Source organism: Prevotella rectalis (assembly GCF_900607215.1).
GTDB classification, from domain to species: Bacteria; Bacteroidota; Bacteroidia; order Bacteroidales; family Bacteroidaceae; genus Prevotella; species Prevotella brunnea.
On the sequence record NZ_LR027820.1, the window covers coordinates 209023 to 228945 of the forward strand.

General features: G+C 44.4%; 7 protein-coding genes. 1 reads left to right on the forward strand and 6 read right to left on the reverse strand.

The features are described from left to right. Positions 1-690 (forward strand): IS982 family transposase (locus E0E16_RS01825; RefSeq protein ID WP_130829709.1); only part of this gene is annotated, 690 nt, incomplete at its 5' end. Between the two features lie 201 nt (positions 691-891). Here E0E16_RS01825 and E0E16_RS01830 read toward each other — a convergent pair. From E0E16_RS01830 to E0E16_RS01855, 6 genes are all read right to left on the reverse strand, one after another. After that, a complete protein-coding gene (locus E0E16_RS01830) occupies positions 892-13488 on the reverse strand; it encodes a right-handed parallel beta-helix repeat-containing protein (RefSeq protein WP_130828572.1) in 12597 nt (4198 codons plus the stop codon). 23 nt (positions 13489-13511) lie between these two features. Further along, the gene (locus E0E16_RS01835) at positions 13512-14591 is read right to left on the reverse strand and encodes a hypothetical protein (RefSeq protein ID WP_130828573.1); all 1080 of its coding nucleotides are present in this window, start codon (positions 14589-14591) and stop codon (positions 13512-13514) included. A 2-nt stretch (positions 14592-14593) separates the two neighbouring features. After that, a complete protein-coding gene (locus E0E16_RS01840) occupies positions 14594-15667 on the reverse strand; it encodes a hypothetical protein (protein WP_130828574.1) in 1074 nt (357 codons plus the stop codon). Between the two features lie 208 nt (positions 15668-15875). After that, on the reverse strand, positions 15876-17063 hold the full coding sequence (locus tag E0E16_RS01845; protein WP_130828575.1) for a hypothetical protein: 1188 nt from the start codon (positions 17061-17063) through the stop codon (positions 15876-15878). 124 nt (positions 17064-17187) lie between these two features. After that, positions 17188-18303 (reverse strand): DUF5119 domain-containing protein, encoded by a 1116-nt coding sequence (locus E0E16_RS01850; protein ID WP_223177181.1) that lies wholly within the window; start codon positions 18301-18303, stop codon positions 17188-17190. 80 nt (positions 18304-18383) lie between these two features. Then, entirely contained in the window at positions 18384-19799 is a 1416-nt protein-coding gene (locus E0E16_RS01855) for a DUF3575 domain-containing protein (protein ID WP_130828577.1), read from the reverse strand. Positions 19800-19923 lie beyond the last annotated feature (124 nt).

Here is a 19923-nt window from a genome sequence, read left to right on the forward strand (position 1 = left end):
GGACAACTCAAGCAGGAGTTTCCCGATGCTGTATCCTACAATCGTTTCGTGGAACTAATGCCACGTGTTTTCTTCCAGATGATGATGTTTATGAAGCTTTATGCCTTTGGCAAATGTACAGGGATAACGTTTGTCGACAGTACCATGATACCTGTATGTCATAATGTACGGCGTTATTTCAACAAGGTGTTTGCCGGTTCCGCGAAGAACGGAAAAGGTACTATGGGTTGGTGCCACGGCTTTAAACTGCACCTGCTCTGTAATGACTCTGGCGAGGTTATAACCTTCTGTCTTACAGGGGCAAATGTTGATGACAGAGATAAACGGGTGTGGAGCGTTTTTACAAAAGTCTTGTATGGAAAAGTATTCGCTGACAGAGGATATATCAAAAAGGAACTCTTTGAAACCTTGTTCGACCAAGGCATACATCTCGTACATGGTCTAAAAGCGAACATGAAGAACAAACTTATGCCTATGTATGACAGAATCATGCTTAGAAAGAGATACATCATCGAATGTATCAACGAGTTGCTAAAGAACAAGGCTAACCTTGTACATTCACAGCATCGATCAATACATAATTTCATCATGAACTTATGTTCTGCTCTTACAGCCTATTGTTTCTTTGACAATAAGCCGGAGGCACTGCCGGTACACGTAGAGAAATCAAGGCAATTGGAACTTTTCTAAAGATTTTCTTATCCCGAACTCGCGTCATCAATTTGGGATGAAAAGGAAGAGTTACTCCTGAACAGCCACAGAGGAGTGTACGGAATAAAAAATGGGAAATACAGAAATATATCTCCCATTTTTTCGTCTGAATGTCCGAGCGATTTTTTCATTGTACCTAAAGGATGGAGTCGGCAAGCGAGCGATGTTCGGATCTTTCCATTATCTGATAAGTATTTTCTTTTTATAATTATCAATTTTTACGATGAACACACCATTGATGGGAACGGCGGTGGAGTACTGTGAATGTGTTGCTCGTGTCATGTTGTAAATCTTTCCGGAACTGTCGTAGATAGTAATCTCTTCGTTTCCTTGAAGTCCGGTGATGTAGATGATGTGTCCGCGTGTCTTGACATTGAAAGGCATGGGCGTTTCATCTTTCATTCTGTCTCCGACGTAGAGGCGAGTTCCGCTTTTCTTCTTCGTATTTTGATTTTCTGAGAAGTTGTATGACGGACGGAAGAAGGTAAGTTCTTCGTTGTTGCTCACAACGGTTGTTTGCGTGAAGATACCTTCCCCCACCCATATCCGGGGTGTTTCTTCCGTGGCAAGATGCCAGTCATCCGTCTTCCATGATGATACACTGTAAAAACCTCCATCGCCGTTTGCAAGCGTCGTTCCATCCGATTGATACTTTCCGTCATAATACAGCCACAGGGTGTGTGGAATATCCATGTTGTATTTGTTATTGCCCGTGAACGTCTCTTTTTCGTATGACTTGTAGGAACTTACGAGGTAAGGAATGCCGAAACAGTTCCATCCCATATCTTCTTTCGATGTGAAGTCGGCTCCACCTACTGTTGATAATCGGTCATCGTTTTGTTGTAGTGTAACGGTCTTAAAGTCCGCGTCTTTCATTTCTGTATAGAGATAGTCTTTCATGGACACCCCTTTACCGGTAAACCTGTAAGTGGCATCAAGTGTGGCAGCATACAGCACTCCGTTGTTCGCATCTACCTCATTCTTCGTCTCGTCCCAACAAGTCGATTCGCTCTTCATGAAGTGGTAGTTCCAATTAGCGCGTTCAGAGCCGTTGTAAGTATATGCCTTGTTGTCTCTGTTTGTCAATGTCAGCACACCGTCATCATCGTAACTTGGTGTTGTAACATTTGTGTTGTAGTTCATCGGGTAGGGGAAGCTGACTATCGCTCCACCGTTTCTCAGTTGACGTTCCACTGCGAGATATGCTGCCTGTACGTTGTTGCCTTCTCCATAGAGACTGGATCCGGTCTTTAAGAGCAGATAGGAGGGAACAAGCGAGTGTCCACTTACAAGCGAGTTGTCTTCCATGATGTAAACAACCGAACCGTCATGAGGATAGAATCCTTGTTCATCTGTTGTCTTTACGCTGGCATAATCTATTTTCCATGTTTCAAAAGCTCCTCTGTCAATTTTATCTTTCTTGCTTACCCCACGGAGTAAACGAGGGTTGCCGAGCAAATCCCGGTCAGACGTGTAGTTGATGAATTTACTGAGTATAGAGATTGGCTCGATTGGGTTTTGTGCGGGACACTCGTCTATGTGTTTGCTTTGCTCCGTCAGCTGATAATTCAGGTTGGCATCGCTCACCGGATAATTATATCCGGAAAGAGTGTTTTCCGTAGCTGCCTGTTCCGCATAATTTACCAAAGAATAATAGATGTGCGCATCATTACTCCCATTATAGGGAGCAGAGTCGTCAGCCCCCGTAGTCTTTCCTTCGGCGGTGATATTTACGGCATATCCTTTATTTCCGATTTTCAGTACCGATGCATTGTTTGCTACTTTATTATGATGGAACAGCGCTTCATATAATAATGCATTATCAACGATTGCAATGTTTGTTGAGCTTGTGGCGGATAAGTCGTTATGATGAACAACGATATTTCTCAATGCCACTATTGCTTCTGCGTCGGCAGGTCGGATATCTATTACCGGCGAAGTAACGATGCCTTTTGGATTAGCATTCGTGGCTGCCGTAACCACGAAACCATCGGCGAGCGACACGATGTTTGTATTGGTAGTATCGAACACGGAGTTGGGAGCAATTTTTATTCCTTTTACTTTCGTATTACTTCCCAACGTGCTGACAATACCCTCACGTTTGTTCAGGAGATTGGTAACATACTCTTTCAGCACCGATTCTTCGAACGTGAAAACGCCCGAGCTATGGTCTGTCTTCTTGCAATCAGCCGTATAGGTCGGGCTGATGCCTCCAAATACGCTTACGCCGTTTCGCAAGATAAGTGTCTCGTCGGTGTGCAGCCCGGCGTTGGTGGCACTTGCGCCTTTCACGAAGACATAAGCTTCTTCCGTTGGATTGTTCACGTGATAGACGGCGGCAAGATCCACTGCTGTTTGCAGGTTTCCGTGTCCCAATGGACTTGCCCAAGAGTTGCCTCGTCCCGTTACCGTGGAGTTGGGGTTTACGTAAATGACCCTTTCCAGCTCATTTTGATATTCGTATGCGCCGAGGTCAATATCGAAAACGAAACGTGCATTGCTTCCGGCATCATGGCGTGTGGTGGGAAGCCACGCAATGTCATAGACGTTAAATGCTGTTGCCAAGTTGTCGTTATAGAGGTTGGATTTTCCTTTATTTAGCAATCTTAATGAAGGATTGATGGAGAAGTTGCGCGATTCTATATCCGTATTCTCCGGATCCAAGAAATTGGGACCGTTGATGACATCTGAATTATTGTTCGAGAGTCCTACGTTGAAGTGATTGGCAACCACCCCTCCGGCAGTATAGTCGGTGGCTTCCATATTACCACCCGTAAAAGCATTATACTTGAAAATATCCCCACTCGAAGCCTCATTCGTGTAGTTGATGAGGTTGAATTGTTTGCCGAATGTATCTTGTCCCATGGGATTATTACACCAAAACACACTGTTGTAAATCACCGATTTGTCCGTTTTGTCTCCCCCTGTAATGTCCACAAGTCCGGAGTTGAGTGCGATGGTGCTGTTTATAATCATGGTTTGACATTCTGATTGAATCGGGTCTCCGTAATTGCTGTGCAACACGTCATTGTAAAGGAGGGCAGTACCACCATTCTTCCCGATGTAAACAGCCGATGAGCTTTTATCATTTTCGGCGGAAGCATCATGGTGTGTGCCACTGTTCATCACGATAGTCTTACTGAGAATTAGCTTGGCAGGATTTTCTTTCTCCACATAGCCATATTTCACGAATGGTGTTACTTCGGAAGTTTCCGTAGTATAAGTTCCATCGGTATAGTATTTCTGTCCTTCACGCTTAAAATCCGATGTAGGAACATCGGAGACCTCGGTGAATGTATCGTCTTTATAATAAACCACCTTTGATAAATTGGCGGATGTAGGTTGTTTTGCTTTATAGGTAGGGGTTTCTGATGTCGTCAGGTTGAACTGATCGTCAAATTTCTGGTCAGCATAGCAGATAGTAGTCCCTTTTGTATTAGATAATGCTTGATTATTTATCAACCTAATGCCATCGATTTCTATTGGGATGGTGTTGATGACCTTGGATGTATTTATCCCGGGAGCTGCCCACCACCCATATCCGGTGTCGTTGCCGTATTCGTTGTCTATGTTATTGTTCTTTTGCCCATAACGTTGTGTTGCATCGGCAATATAAATGAGATGATTCCATGTGTTTGAAGTGGCATCTGCACGATTTTGCTGGCGAATGATAGCCGGGTATTCCTTGGTGTCGTACACGTTGTTGAGTTCTCTGCTGTATCCCCCCTTGATGGTTAGTGATTTCACACCGTACCCCTCCATGGGGTTTCCCTCGGCATCGAGAGGGAGCATCGAAGATTCATTGATTTTTCGTGTGTCGATAGTGAATGCCAAGCGATTGTTAATTTTGTACGTAGGGGTATAAGTTCCATCGAGCAGTCTTATCTCCTTGCGATGCCCGTTTCTGCTCGAGAGCAACGTTTCTATTGCTCGTTGCAGGTCGGACGTGGGTTGGCTCCATGCGCTGCCGTCAGGCAGTCCGTTTTCCGGTTTCTCTGTTGGCGATACCCATAACACGTCCACTTCATCACCGATTGTGGCATATTGGAGCTCGGTATGTGGATATTCGTACACTCCGATGTCAATATAGGTGTGGTTATGCGTGGGATTGGGGTCGTAAGAGATACGATAGAGTTGTTGTTGCGTGCCGTCAGGTTGAACGTATGCCGATGTCATGTAATCGTCTGCTCCGATAGGCAAGTTCATGTTGTTGGCAGGATAATCTTTTAAATATCGAGAAGTAGTGTATGCTCCTGCCGTGATGTAATCGCCCACTTGCTCTGTGCTGTATCCGGCTCGTTCCGGTGGTATTTCGTTTGCCTCGGTATAGGTCGCGAATTCCGCTTTGTAGCTATCGTTCTGCCGTGTGATCTTTTGCAGTATTTTTCCACTTCCATTGTCAGTGAGCTTATTCAATCTGGCAGGACTCCAATCCGCGCTCTCCATATAGCCTGCATAGCCTGCTTCACGAGAAGGGTTGACGAAATTGGGACCTTCCAGTGAATTGTTTTCACCGGATAAGGAAAGGTTGCAGTTTTGATATTTCCCCTTGTTGGCATTTTTTAGTTGAAGTTCTATGTGTATGAGAGGATTAAATTTCACCTCGCGCAAATCGCTCTTGTTCACTTGTGTGATGCCTCTTTCGTTCTCATAGGCGCAGAACCAAGCCATCTCTTTATAGTTCTCGTTGAGTTGCTCTTGAGAGAGTGGCACGTTGCCTTCCTGAAATCTCGGATTGTAATTCCCATCTCTGTCGTACTTCCCATAATTGCAGATCAATTGCGAGGAGAAACTGAAATAAGGATTATCATTCCACTTCTTCTTCATGTCTTCGTTCACTTCATTTCCCCAAAATAAAGTATTGATAATCTGACTATATTTTGAAACCTGGCTATTGTTTTCATCCTTCGGCATCTTATTGGGATTCATGGTGAACACGGCGGGATAAGCATTTGCCATGTTGTGTACGAAATTACAATTGGTCAGATGTAGGTAACCACGTTTGCCTGAATAAACCGCACCACCACAGCCTCCGAGACTTACCGGAGGCTCTATGCCGGATGTGCCATATATCTGCGTTCTCAAGGAATGGTAGGAGATTGGGTTGATGTCAAGTGTCTTGTCGTAAGCTTCGTTGTTGGCGAAGATGGTGTTGAACGCGATTAACCTGCAAGTGGAATATATGGCTCCTCCATGGCCGGGATATGCCACATCGTACAATTTTCCCTGATAACTTACATTGTCGTCCTTTCCCGCTTCAGCAATATTGTGTTCAAAAGAAGAACTATAAACACTCAATGAGGTGTTGGCGGATATGGCTGCACCATATCCCGCGTGATTGTTCTCGAATTTGCATTTTGTTATCACCAAGGGAATGTCTCGATAGGCTATGGCATTTGCTACGTTCGTATGCTTATATACTGAGCCTGTTGTTGTGCCTCGATTGAAATCATCGCAATAACGATCACCATCAATCAAGATACCTCCTCCATGATAATAAAAGAATTTTTCTTCGTCTTCCAAAGCCCCCTCAATATAGTTTCCGGCATAACCTCCGGTGATGGTAAGTCCATCCAACTTCACCGGCTGTCCCACCTCGAAACTTGTATAACCAAACTCATCTCCGGAACTCTGATAAGTTGCCGACTTATCAACCTGTCGGTAGGGCAAAGCTCCTGCTGCCACTTGATCAGGGAAAATAGAGATGACATGGAGAACGCCGTGTTCCGATATGTTATAGACGTTTCCGCTAAGTGTGGTTTGATGAACGAATTCCCATGGCTCTATGATGTTGTTTGCATTGAGATCAATTCGCTCTCTGTTTTTTGTCATTATCTCGATAGGCAGCTGATGAAGCACGTAGGTGGTGCCTTTAGAATTTGTGATCGTAACGTCCGGAATGCTTACCTGCGTAATATTGTCTTGCAAATCATAGATTCCATCGCCCGGAGTTTGAATATAACCTTTTATGTTATAACGACCATAGAAATTGTTTGCCCCGGTTTCTGTTCCATCCGCTTTTACGGCACGTTTTCCGTTGAAGCCTCCTATGATGCTTACCCCTTCCGGAATAAGAAAAGTGTTGTCTAAGGCGTTTCCATACGAACCTGCCACGTCTCGAGTGGGGTAATACACACCTCTTGACACACAAATTTCGAAAGGTAGGTTGTTGGCATCGGGTGAAAGGAGTTCGCCATCTTCTTGTATGGAACGCATTTGCCGGATATAGTCGAGCGCATCCTGTATGCTCTGCATGGGATAAGCGAACGATGATCCTTCTTGAGCGTAGTAGGCTTTGTCGGCATCATAGCCGGGACTGCCTTCCGTAGTATTGATGCTCATCATTGCCTCTGCGGCATTCATGTCAATATCTTCAGGTCGGGTAACGAAAAGGCGGAGCATCAAGTTGTCCGACTGGATATTCTTTTCTACTGCCCTCGCTCCGATATCAATATAAGTTCTGGAAGAACCGGCATAGCGGTTGGTTCCGGCAAAGTCGGCTTCAGAAAGTCCGATATTCTTCAACTGTTCATATTCGTTTTCTGTCATTCCTGCTTTCGTTAATACGGAATAGCTGGTTATGGCGTAGTAGCCAAAGTCATTGAATTTGTTGAAACCTTGACTGTTGCTTTCCTCTGCCAATGTCTTTTCATCGGTTATCCCATTCTTGGCAAAGCGCACACCTTCCCTATTAAGGTTGCGCAGGTTGATGTTATTGGTTCCGGATAAGCGGATGTTTTGAGTGGCGCAGTAAGAGAAGGGATAGAAGTCGAGCGCACTGCAATTGCTTCCGGAGGGTTTCTCGGGATTGGATAGTCCGGAGATATTCGCCTGATCTTGGCTTTCATTCTGCCATACAGCTGTGGAGTTAATTCGTACATTAGCCTCGTCTTGCCCAAACCAAATACCTCCACCACGAATATTTGCCTTATTGTTTACAATGGTTGAGGTGTAAACATGCGCCATGTTCATTGCCATGTTCGATGTGTTATCCGTAGTTGTGTTTACCTTTGTTCCATCGGAAAGATCTGTTCCGTTTTCCAAAACATAGATTGCTCCACCAAAGTCTGCCGTATTCTTGTCGAGCAAACATCCTGACACAAGTGCCTTATGGGTAAGTGCCAGTGCCCCTCCATAGACACCTTCATTGTTGCGAAGGATGCAGTTACGAATGTGAGCGTAGTCGGTTACTATGGCAGCTCCACCAAACTGATTGATGTTCTTTGCTTTTACTCCCGATGCCCGAACCCGAAGGTTGGCATTGCCACCAGTGATGAAGATGCCATCGACTATAGCTCGATCGCTTGTTTTTGTTGTCATGGAAATAAACTTACCTAAATAGCTGGAGAATGAACTGTTTTCCCCAACTCGATCTCCTTCCATATAAGGTAGTCCCTCACCATCGAACACTTTATCTGTAAATGTCAATACATGATAAGTATATACGTTAACTTTCTGTCTTTTGTTGTAATAATAAGCATCGAAATATGTAGGATGTGCGATAATGTTACGTCTGTCCTTGAATCCGCCTTCTGTAGAATAGAAGCCATTGTCGGCATCGCTCTTGTATTCATCAGTATAGCCTCCCCAAATTTCTATGCCTCGCGGGACGATGATGGACCATATTCTTACGTCTTGGTCTCCCTCATAGGTGGTGCGGGTAGCATAATATTTGAATGGTGTGTCAGTTTCTTCCAGCGTTTTGCTGTTTGCCACTTTCACGATAACGCGCTTTTCGGGATGAAGGTATTTGTATCTTCCTGCAGAGTCGAGTACTTTCTGTAGTTTGCTTGAGCAGGCTGCATGTGCCGGACTATTTGCAGATGCGTTGCCTCGACCTGATGGACTTACATAGAAGATAGCCTGTCCCGGCACCGTGGTGATGTCAGGAGCTATGCTATAGGCTCCGTTGTACTCGAAGGCACCTATATCCACTTCGCAATCCTGCACGCGCTCCGAGTAATCCATATCGTATTCGGGCAACGTGATATCATCGTTACCATCGCCATTCAAATCAATGAATTGTGTACCTGAGTTTACTGCGTTGTAGTTGTCTTTTTGCGTTAAACGGAAATCATATTGTGTGATAGCCTCTGTGTAGTCTTTGGCGAATGGATGATAGATATTGGCATTATATAATCTGCCACAATAAACCTGATTGTGATCGGAAATCGTGAAATATCTGTCATTGGGCGCGTTTTGGGAACTTTGAAGGAAACTGTACTTAAACGTGATCGGAGTGGAATTGCTACGATCTATCAATTTATTGTCTCCTCCCATTACAATGGAATTATATACTGTAAGGTGGGCATCGTCTGCGGAAGCTGTCCAAACTCCTAACGCGGCTCCATTCTTATTGTTCGCAACTGTATTATTGTAGAAATCTGCCGATTCAAAGAATGCTCCGGCACCAAGTCTTTCTCCGCTGCTGCCGAGATCATTACCAGTTATCACGGAATTGTATATAGTTCCTTTTATCATGTATAAGCCACCACCATAAATCTGACTTGTGTTTTGCGCGAGGTTGTTCATGATATAACAATTAATAATCGTGGAGCCATCGACATATATTCCCGAGCCTCTTCCATAACCCTTTTCCATGAGGTTATCTCGGATAACGCAATTCACTATTTGTGCATTCTCATAAAGACGCACTCCGGCTCCGCCATCCCGACGTCCACTTCCCCCTCTGGGGAGAGCTGACTTGTAACCATATCTAAGTGTGAAACCATCCCAAATCGCTCCTTCATAGATCACTCGGTTGGCAGGGATGTTGGACAAGGCATTCTCTGTTACTCGACACTCTTCAGGTTGGCTGAGTACGCTTACATCATTTTTATGTAAGTCTCGTTCAAGAATGTTGGCGTTAGTCTGCAAGATGGTTTCATAATCTCTAATATTCACGCCCGCAGCGGTGCGCGATAGGCTGATACCTTCTGTCAACTGTGGGTGTCGTTGATCCTTTCCGGGGTTACCTAATTTAGGAAAAGCTCCAAAAACTTGCACGTGATTGCGCAAAACGTAACCTTTGGGATTTGTATAGATGCCTGCTCCTACCCAAACCTCTTGTAACGGATTTTGAGATGTGGGAGTGAAGTCGTAGTATGTGTGTGTGGTTTGCTTGTTCCTTGATGCATATTTTTCAGTTTGCGTTGTGATGCGTTTGGTGTAGTTTTTCGCCATCTGTTTCTCGGCATTGTTGACTGCGTACTGAAGCCCATTCATTACTACAGTATTGGTTTGCACATCTTTCTTGAAGAACTGCCAATTACTGTTACTATCAGTACCTCTATACAACCCTAAATCATTTTCAACACCACCCATAAAATTCCATGATGGTGAAAAAGAAATGTTAGAGGTGGTTTGAGGCTGAATGAGATAGGTGAGATAGCTTGGATTCGTACTGGAAGTTTTAAGCCGCCATAACGCGTTGGAAGTATTGGAGTCCGACAAATAAATTTTGCTTTTTCCTTCTTTGGCATCCTTATAGCATACGTATTTCTCTTTGGTCAGGTTATAGATATAATACCCATTGCCGGATTGTATGAAAATAAAATCGTCTCCATCTTCCTTTTCCAATGTATTTCGGATCTTGTCGCCACTTATGTTCTTTGCGTAGTAAACAGGATTGTTGATATTGTTGCCGGATAACATTCCCAACTTATAGGGTTGAGGATTGGCTATGTTGCTACTAATAGGTTTGGAAAGAGGGTAATTGATGGTTGTTGTCGTGAAGTTGTAGGAGGCGTTACCATTGATTGCTTTTGCCCATGATGATCCGTCACGCCCTTCTGTGGATAGGTCTGATGTGTCTAAAGTCGCATTCCCATTAGTATCGTAAGTGTATGTATTATAATCTCGCACAAAGGTAACTCCACCGAAGACCGGTTGTCCGTCCTCGTAGGCATTCTCTCCACCGGCAGCTTTCGTTGATTTATGGTTTTCCACAGCCCCAATGTCGGGTAGCCCACCATAGTCGCGTGTGGTGATGGTACTGATGTCTGTGCCCCATGTAGTATGGTCGCCTTCATGATTGGCGGCATTTACCATCGGGTTGCCGTTGTGTGGCTCAAACGATGTGGCACTGCCATTGAAAGTGATGTCGCCATCGGGCGATACCCCTGTATTTTTTGTTGGATTAAGGAAGCGTGGATATCCACTTCCGGCTCCATTGCTGAATGTATATTGAAGATTGTACTGCCATTCTCCGAGCTGGTTTCCACCGAATTGGTCGCTGAACGATGCCGACTTTTTATCAAACATACAGTAACTTCCGCTAACCCCTTTCGTATTGCCAGCGAAGGCTGGAAGAGCATGATCGATACCTCCACCAGATTCTTGGTTGGTATTGTCGATGGCGTTATCCATATTGCCGAAGAAAATGGAATTGGTGTAAGTTTGTTTTGTGGATTGTCCTTCAAGATAGCTTACATAGCCCACGTTACGAAGAAAATCGCAGTGATTGAACGATAGCCGAGCTTTTCCTTCGGAATAGATGATTCCGTTTAGAGATGATGATGCATTGTTGTGAATAATACAGTTCTCAAACTCCAAGTTGCAAGCTCCCGAAGCATAAATTGCCGCTCCCTTTTCGGCTGTACACCCGGCAATAATGGTGTTTCTTATCTTAACTTGTGCTCCCTGAAGAAATGTCATGCCGGCACCATTTTTGTCCTCGTTGGCAAGTAAAGTAGAGGATGCGTTTGCATATCTCACTTGAAAGCCATCAAAGACAACGTTTTTTGAGTTGTTGAAAGTGATGAGATGCGCTACATTCGTCTCATAGTCGGTGGTGATGTTTCCCATAATAATGGTCGGATGCCGCAGTGGGTTCCTCCGGTAGGTGTTCCCGGATATTTCTTGTTCGAGATGTGTGCCTGTCAGTTCACATGGATAACCTCCATATATATTTACATTGCTTGGTATCTCCAGGGGAATCAATCTGATGCGTCCCTGTACAAATGAGTTCGTGTTGTACTGTTTACCCGCTTTTACATAGATGTTTACAGTCTTCCCTTGATACTTCATCGCGTTCCGCTTAACGTCGTAAAGAGCATCCGATAAGAAAGGTAGCGGATGATCCCAGCTGAAACCAAGTGAAAGTGCTTCGGAGCCTTTTTGAGGATTTGAGTCTACGTAATAATTAACGTTGTTCCTCTCTTCATTTGGAGAAATGCTCATATTCGTAAAGCTGTATGCCCCTAATGTTGATCGTGGATAAAACTTCTTGTAAGTTACGTCTTCTTCTGTTTCGCCGAATGGCAAAACGCCCTCCTGATCAATTTCTACAGGAAGTATGCCTACGTTGAGTAACGAGGAATTCAAACCCACTTTCCATTGATAGTTGTATTGCGTATTGTTACCATCGTCTGAGACGTATCCGGCCTTTGGTGATGGCATTGAAAACATTGGATAAGCGTTAGAGGCTATTGAGCCGTTTGTAATATCCGCTTCTTCGGTTGGGCTGTTAAACATTGAGAGAGAAAGAACTTTCAGTTTTTTTGTTCCGCTCCAATCCACGAAGTCAGATTTGGAAAGCGAGCAATGTTTCATGATTACTTTCAGGTTGTCATCATAAACAGAACGCGATGTGGCATATTGAATATCATCGTTGGCGGGACATTCTCCTCCCCAAATAACCGAGTTGAGAATGTAGGCTTTGTCGCGACAATAAAGCCCTGCTGCTCGCCCTGTCGTTACGTTATTGGATGTAACCCCGACACCATCGCAACGGTTTCTTACAATGGTCATTTGCGTAATAGCACCTCCTCTGTTCAAATATACCCCACCTCCTTCGGTTGTAGCCGTATTGTTGGCAATGACCGTTGCGGACGCATAAGGCTTAAACCTAATATCTTTTCCATTTGGAGAAGTTAGTTCGTTTACGTTAATGGCGAGCCCTCCTCCCATGCGTGCTACACAACTGGCTATTATCGAACGTGATATGCCCAGTGATTTTTCAGAATTGTTCGTGTCTATACAAACACCACCACCAAACCCATTGGTAGCAGCTATTCCCAACGACTGGCAAGCAACGACAAAACAATGTTCCATTTTGCCACCACCGTCCATATAGACGCCACCACCGTTGCGTGAGGCTTCGCAATGGCTGATGTGGCAGTTAGTTACCTTTGCCCCTTCCACCATATATATACCGCCCCCATAGGCGTTGTGTGGATGTCCTTCCACGGTAGAGTTCTTTGCGTTCCCATCTTTCACAATACACCCTTCCAGCAAAGCCTCTCCATCAAGTGGAAGTCCACGTCCATTGCTGTCGAAACCATTGGTGGCAAACCATACCACGTGATAGCAATTGCCATAGAATGATGTGTCGTATTTCTTCTTTACGGAGTTCCACTTAAACTCCGCTTCCTTTGAGAAGTCGCCGGTTAATATGGTTTGATGAGCGTAAAACCAGCCCATGTTCTCATTATTGATTTTCTCACGTTCTTCTTTAGTGGTTTCCGTTCCGGAAAAACCACCATGAACTTTTATGCCGGCAGGTATCTTGAACGACAGATATAGTGTATTTCCTCCTCCTGATTCAGTGCTTTCGGTAGGGCTGTAAGTTCCTTTCGCCACCCAAACCTCACCCGTAAGTCCGTTATCGACAAGGTCGTTGATGGCATCCTGTATATTGATTTTTGCCGTAGCCCACGACTTTCCATCGTTAGTATAGGCACCGGATTTACTGACATATCTGATGTTCTGTGCGTTTACACTGGTAGAAATCGTCAAGATTAGAAATAATATATGGAATAACTTTCGTTGTATCATACTTTTGTAATGCTTATCGTGTATTACTTTATAGTGGCAATCACTCTATACCACCCGGTAAAAGTCGGGTTTGGGGATGTGGGACTGAAAGTTTTGTCCGTGATACCGGTTCTGCCGTCAAAGTCAACATCATATTTTATAGAGCCATTCTGAGGTTGCAGGGCATAAATATATTCTCTTCCCGTCCATTTTGTGGGGGTTGTTGTCATGATGCTTTGTTCTTTATGCCCCACGCGGTTTTTTGTGGGCTCGAAGAGTTTGCATATGGTTGGCAGTTCTTTTATTGTAATTCTCCTCACGCTGGTAGTATTGCGCAGTTCTGGTGCTACCTCCCATGTGAAATCAATCTTTGCGGCGCAGTGATAGAGACGCACATCTCCAACGTATGCCTTTGATGCACTTGCCGCAGTATAAACAATTCTGCCATTAGCTATGTTCTTTAGGTCTGTTTGAGGATCACCAAGTGGATTGCTGTAAAGGTCGCGCAAGTCTTCACCGGTCCAATCTGCTAAATCCACCAAAGCAGCTTGTAACGCCATGTCAGGCGACGTAGTGGTCTTCAGTGGAACAGGTGATCTAAGTACATTTTTATAAGTATCTCCAAGCATTGTTTCCAATTGTTGCAAAGTGAAAGGTCGCGAGGAAGCAATGGCATAAATACGTCCCATGTTCGTTTTCTCCGTAGCATTCATTACTTGTGAAGAAAATGTGAGGTACAGATTCTCGTTCAGCTGATAGCGTGCGGTATTGTCTTCTCCGCTCACGCCCGGCAAGTAGCTCCATTCTGATGCGACTATATCTTTCCGATGGATGTATAACAGTTCGTAATTGTTCGTGCCGGTTTGAATCCACGCGAATATGTACAGATGCTTGGGTGGTTGTAACTCATCGTTGTAGCCGGGATCGCCCATAGTCCTACTTTGAACAATGGGGTTGTTTTCTATGGCAACCTCGATGGGAACCCTTAATGTGCAGTGATCATCTTCAGGTTGAACATTCTCACTACTGCATCCCATTAATAATATCATCCCCATAAGAAGGGTAAGAACAGGGCATATCTTCATTTCAAATTCTCTTTTCAATCTTCGTCTTTTTTCTCTCATGCTTACCATGTGGTATTCTCCGAATAACCTGCCTGCCACTTTGTGTAAACATAAAGGTCGGGTAGGAAGGTCAGTTTGCTTTCGCTTATTTTGAATACGAAGGTATATTCATATCCCACGTTCCATGTGGTGTATTTAGCAGGCACCACAGCTGTTCTCGTATGACCATTGTAGTCCAATGACATGACGTAATCTCCCTGTGTCCCAATCGGGAATAAGGTGTACCATTTCTTCTCGGTTGTTGCGAGTACGGGAGTGTCCTCATAGGGATCTGTCATTGCTTCCAGCTTGTCGTCTGTCGATGTGCCGGCAATAGTCGAGAGCGTTTCTTCTTTGTTAGTTCCTATTAAGGGATAAGACACCCTTATCCTTCCTCCGGTCACTATGAACCGGTTGGAATCGGCAGGCTTGAACTTGATGGTGTTCTTGGAAAGGTGTTTGTATAGCTCACTCTCTGTTGTGATTATGTTTCCTTTCTCGTCTTGCAAAATAAAACGTACTCTGCAAAACGGTCGAACGAAGCTTATTGTGACCACCGAGCCATAAGCTGTGTATGTAGGGTAATTATTGTTGGAGAACCACATCTTTGAATAAAAAGGTGTGGCAGCTATATCGGCTTCTGTCTTAGTGCTGATTGCGAAATCGAACGTGATATTTGTTCCCGTTTGTTCCGTTGTGACTGTCGCGGTGAAAGGGGAGTATGCCGCGAAGCGGTAGGCTTTTGCGGCATTGTCCCAATAATGTAAGGTTTGGTTGGTGCTGTTGGCATATTCCCAATCATTTCGATTACTTTCCGTAGTTCCCGCCGTCCCGGAGTGGTGGATTACCTCATATCCTCCAAACACCGTCTGCAATCCGGCATATGTTTCGGAGTTAGCATCGTATGTAGTATTTTTATAGCCAAATACCCTGAACGTATTGTTGAAGTCTTCCAAATCCATGGATCGAGTTTTCGTCGTCGTAGCACGGTTATCACTCAATTTGCCACCAAACACTATTGCATCTTTGGCGTTGGTTTCCGTGGTGTCGGTAGGTAATACATCTTTGTCCGAACAAGCGACAAAGATGATAACCATAAGCAACCCCGTCCATGTCATGAATATGTTTAAAAACGCACAGCTTCTCATTTGTTAGTTCTTCGCGTGCACGCACTCCGGCGCGTTAGCACGATTTATTTTTTTTACTATCGTAGTCAGACGGGGAGTCGAACCCTGTCTGACCTTATCTTCTCATAGGTACGTAATCCCATGAAAAAATGTTCCGGTTCTCTTACCGGTCATATTTTTATTTTACTTCTGTTTCAACGGTCGGATTAACCACAGCTTCATCCACTACAGTAGCATCGAAGGTGATGGGATAAAGTTTTGTGGGATCGGTTCCTTCTTGACCAGTAGTACCGTTCATGTCTTTTGTAACCTTGAACAGATATGTATAAGCGTAGTTGGGAAGCCATTTCATGCTTGCTGCCGGAACGGTAACGCTCGCTCCTTTCACATTAATGACATCTGTCCCATTGTCAGCCGTAAGCGTGAAGTCGATGTAAAGTGTCATGTCTGCATTGTTGTCTTCATTGGGAAGAACAATCTGATAGCCACCACCCGCGTAAGTAGGATTAGCTCCATCCTCGCTGATGTTCCCCTGATCGAATGTTCCGAAATCAAGGTGATCAGCAGCTGCGACTGTTGCTGTGTTGTCGAGTTTGACGTGTCCATCAGCTCCATAAGTTACGGTATAAGTTCCGGATGTCGCACCTTGACCATTGAACGTTCCGTCAAGCAAAGCATTGGAATTGCTGTCGGTGAACTTATTTGCTTTTGAGCGGAATGTAACTTTGCTGAGTTTATATCCCGGTATTGTCTCGTACATACCGAAGCGAACTTTTGTAGCACCATTGCGGAATGTGAATGTTACTACCCCGCCATAGGTATTTGTACCTGTGGTAGAAGTGCTCTTGTCGATGCTTACAAGGTCGGCAATATAGAGTTTGGAAAGGTCATCGGCTGTACCTTTCACTTCAAGGGAATTCTTGGTTTTTGCCTCAACTGTTGCACCTCCATCTGTCAATGACCATGCTTGAAATGTATAGTTGGTTGCTGAATAGTCCCAATAGTGAATAGTTTGAGAATCAAACCCTGTTAAGCCTACATATTCCCAACCTTTGGTGTTAGAGTCCGTTGATCCTGCCACTCCCGCGTTAGCCGTGCCTTTGTACGCAACGGTATAAGTGGGAAATACTACATTTTCTGCACCACCAACGGTTTTTACACCATATGTAAAGAACTTGTTGGCGAGTTTTGTTGCGGCGCCTTCGCCTGTGAGGTCGGCACGAGTCGTGGCGTTGGAACCTGCAGAGAAAGCAATGATGCCTGATGTTGCAGACGTTCCTTGTTGCTCCTCGCCCACATAGTCGTCGTTTGCGCAGCTTGCTAATGTGATAGCAGCAACTGCAAGTAAAAGATGAGTTTTTTTCATACTTAAAAATTTAAATTGATAATACTTTTCTTATTTTCTAATCTTTTTTTACGTTTTTTGTAAAGTGTCATCTGGATAGAGAGTTGAGAAACTTAGTGCTGACTTCAATTGTCTGTTGCTGAATTTACATCTCAAATTCCTGAGTGCCCCCATCCTCAAAATCCTTCACGATGGCATCGAAGCCCGAACCGCCCGAACGTTTGGGCAATGGTATAGTGTCGGCATCCAATTCTATGGTGATTACCCCTCCCTTAAAACGTTTTTGCACTTGATTGGTAACATCGAATACCAGCGTTGAATCCATACCATTGTTGAACAGCATCTTCAAGTCCATATAGTGGCGTATGCCATCGTTTGCCCTTGAACTTCTTTTGTTTCCGTTGATATTGCAAAGCCCGAAAGTCATTAAGCGTCCGCCGGCTATATCGACACGTTCTCCCTGCATTGAGCAATTGGTTTTGAAACGCACATTGTAATGCACGGTAACGGGGTCGTTGCCCGCCACACCTGTGTTGATGTTCACGCTTCGAGACATTCCCGAGAGGTTCGCATTGCCATCCACGCCTGTAATCTTACCTTTGTTGTGATGAATGATGACCTGCGTGAGGTAGATGTAGGTGCATGGCTCTAGCAGCATATCCATCTCTTTTACCCAAACCCCACGTTTCTCATCATAGGCGAAACCATCCAAGCTCTTGTTTATCTCCACCGCTTGTGTATATGCGCCGTAAAGCAATTCCGGTTGGTAGAACGATCGATTGTATTTTGGGGCTTGATAGCGTGCCGAGTTCATCGTTTGGTTTGTATATGCCGTTACCGATTCCAGCGTGGTTTGCTCATCGAAGAGAAGACTTTGAATTCCATCAACCGAGTTTACCATATTCCATGCGAGCAAGTCCCAAAATCCCCAATCGTAAACGGCTGAGAAGGAATGCTCCTTAATCATGTCGGCAAGTACACGTTTGTGGGGAGCGTAGGCATCAAAACCGGTGTAATAACGGCGAATGTTGAAAGCGGAAGGTTTCGTGTAACCGATATCTCCGAATAGTTGTTGATCTTTATCGTCCCAGCCGTAGTACCATTCATCGCGCCAATTGTATGTTGGTCTCTTCGTGTCAGCATAATCCCAAAACACATCGAGGTTAATTTCTACGATGGGGACGTTAATTTCTATTTCGCTGCCATAGTGAAGGTGTAACTCCGGCTCTCGTTCACAACTTATTGCTGTCAGGATTGTCATCCCAACAGTAATCATTCCGATGAGGTAAGCGATGAAGTTTTGGCATCGGTATTTTCGACAAAGTGGCTTGTCATTTTTTATCATCTTGCCATCTCCCATCTTTTCATGCTCACACCCTTTTTCGCTCTGCGTCTGTAGAGCAAGTCATAGGTGAGAGTCATTCCCACTCGGGTCGGTCCCATCCACGTAAATCGATGTTGTCGCTTCTTAAAGAAGTTGCCCCATTGTCTCCATTTATAGTAGTAAAGGTTGTCGTGCAAATCCGGGTATATGGGACTTTCGTATTGGAAAGGGTCATACTTAGTATATATCACGCCAAATTGCATTCCAAATTCCAATCGCCATCTGCTTTGTTTTCCCAAAGGCTGCACATAGCCGATACCCATTCCCACTCCAGTTCCTTCTCCAATCCATCCTCGGTTTTTATCAAAACTGATGCAATAGAGCCCTAAATGGGCGTATCCCTGCAAGTAAAGCCCTTTGTATGCCATTCCTCTCCCATGACCGTTTTTTTCGACATCGCCGTTCCGAAAATAGTACCGTGTCTCCAATTGATAATTGCGCACCTGAAAATATTTGTGTCTATCATAATCTTGCCACCATGGACAATCGAAGGATGCGCCATAGGTAAAATGTCCGTGCAACGGATAATATTCTATGGCTATGTTCGGAATCGGACAAAACCGGTCATAGTTCGGCATGTAAGCAAAATCTAGAAGCAGGTTGGTCTTGATGGACAACCATTCGCGACGTGGAATTCTCTTGTTGTTATCCACTCTTTTTCTGCTGTGTGGTTCTTCGGGAATTGCATTGGGATAGGGGAGTATTGCGGATAAGTCGATTGGCGCGATTTTACTCTCCACGCTGTTCTTTCGATAAAAAAGAACAACCGCCGCCATGCGCATTTCTTTAAAATAGGTGTCGGCAAGTCGTTTCCACACACGTTGCCCATCAAGCTTTTTCAATTCCGCCTTGAGTTGTCGCAAGTTCCGATTGATATATCTATTAATGATTTGTTCCACTCGTTGATAGTCGCAATCATTTTTTTGCTTCATCAGCATGAGCAAGTATAGGTAGTCTTCCGCCACAATAGTCTTTTGCGTTTCATGTTCTTCCGACAAGTCAAAGCATTTTTCCAATAGGGAGAGCATTGCCCCAGCGCGTTTCCCCGCCAACGCTTGGTTGTAGCGTATAGAACCCTCCGGAGAAGCCGTGCCGCGCACCATAATCTTCTCTAAACCATATCCTTTGTTCGGTAAGTAGTCCTTCAGCTTTTGTTCTAATTCTGTCCGAAGTGCATTCTGTCGGGGGATAGTATAGGTATTGACCGGGAAGACAATCTTTTGTGAAATGGCATAAAACAATGAATCTGTTACCGTAAACGCTGTGTCTTTTTCAAGTATGACAACATACGAATCTGGGGTAACAGCACCTTTTAATGGCAAGTTTAATGCTAAAAAGAAGGAAAGTATGAATATCTTGACCGTAGGCTTCATAACGTTTTAGATAATTAACCCAAATCATTCCGATTAAGATGAATTATCATTTCTGCCGGCAAAGATAAAAATATTTATTGTAATAATTTCAAATTTTATGTTAAAAAAACATTTTTAGTTATCA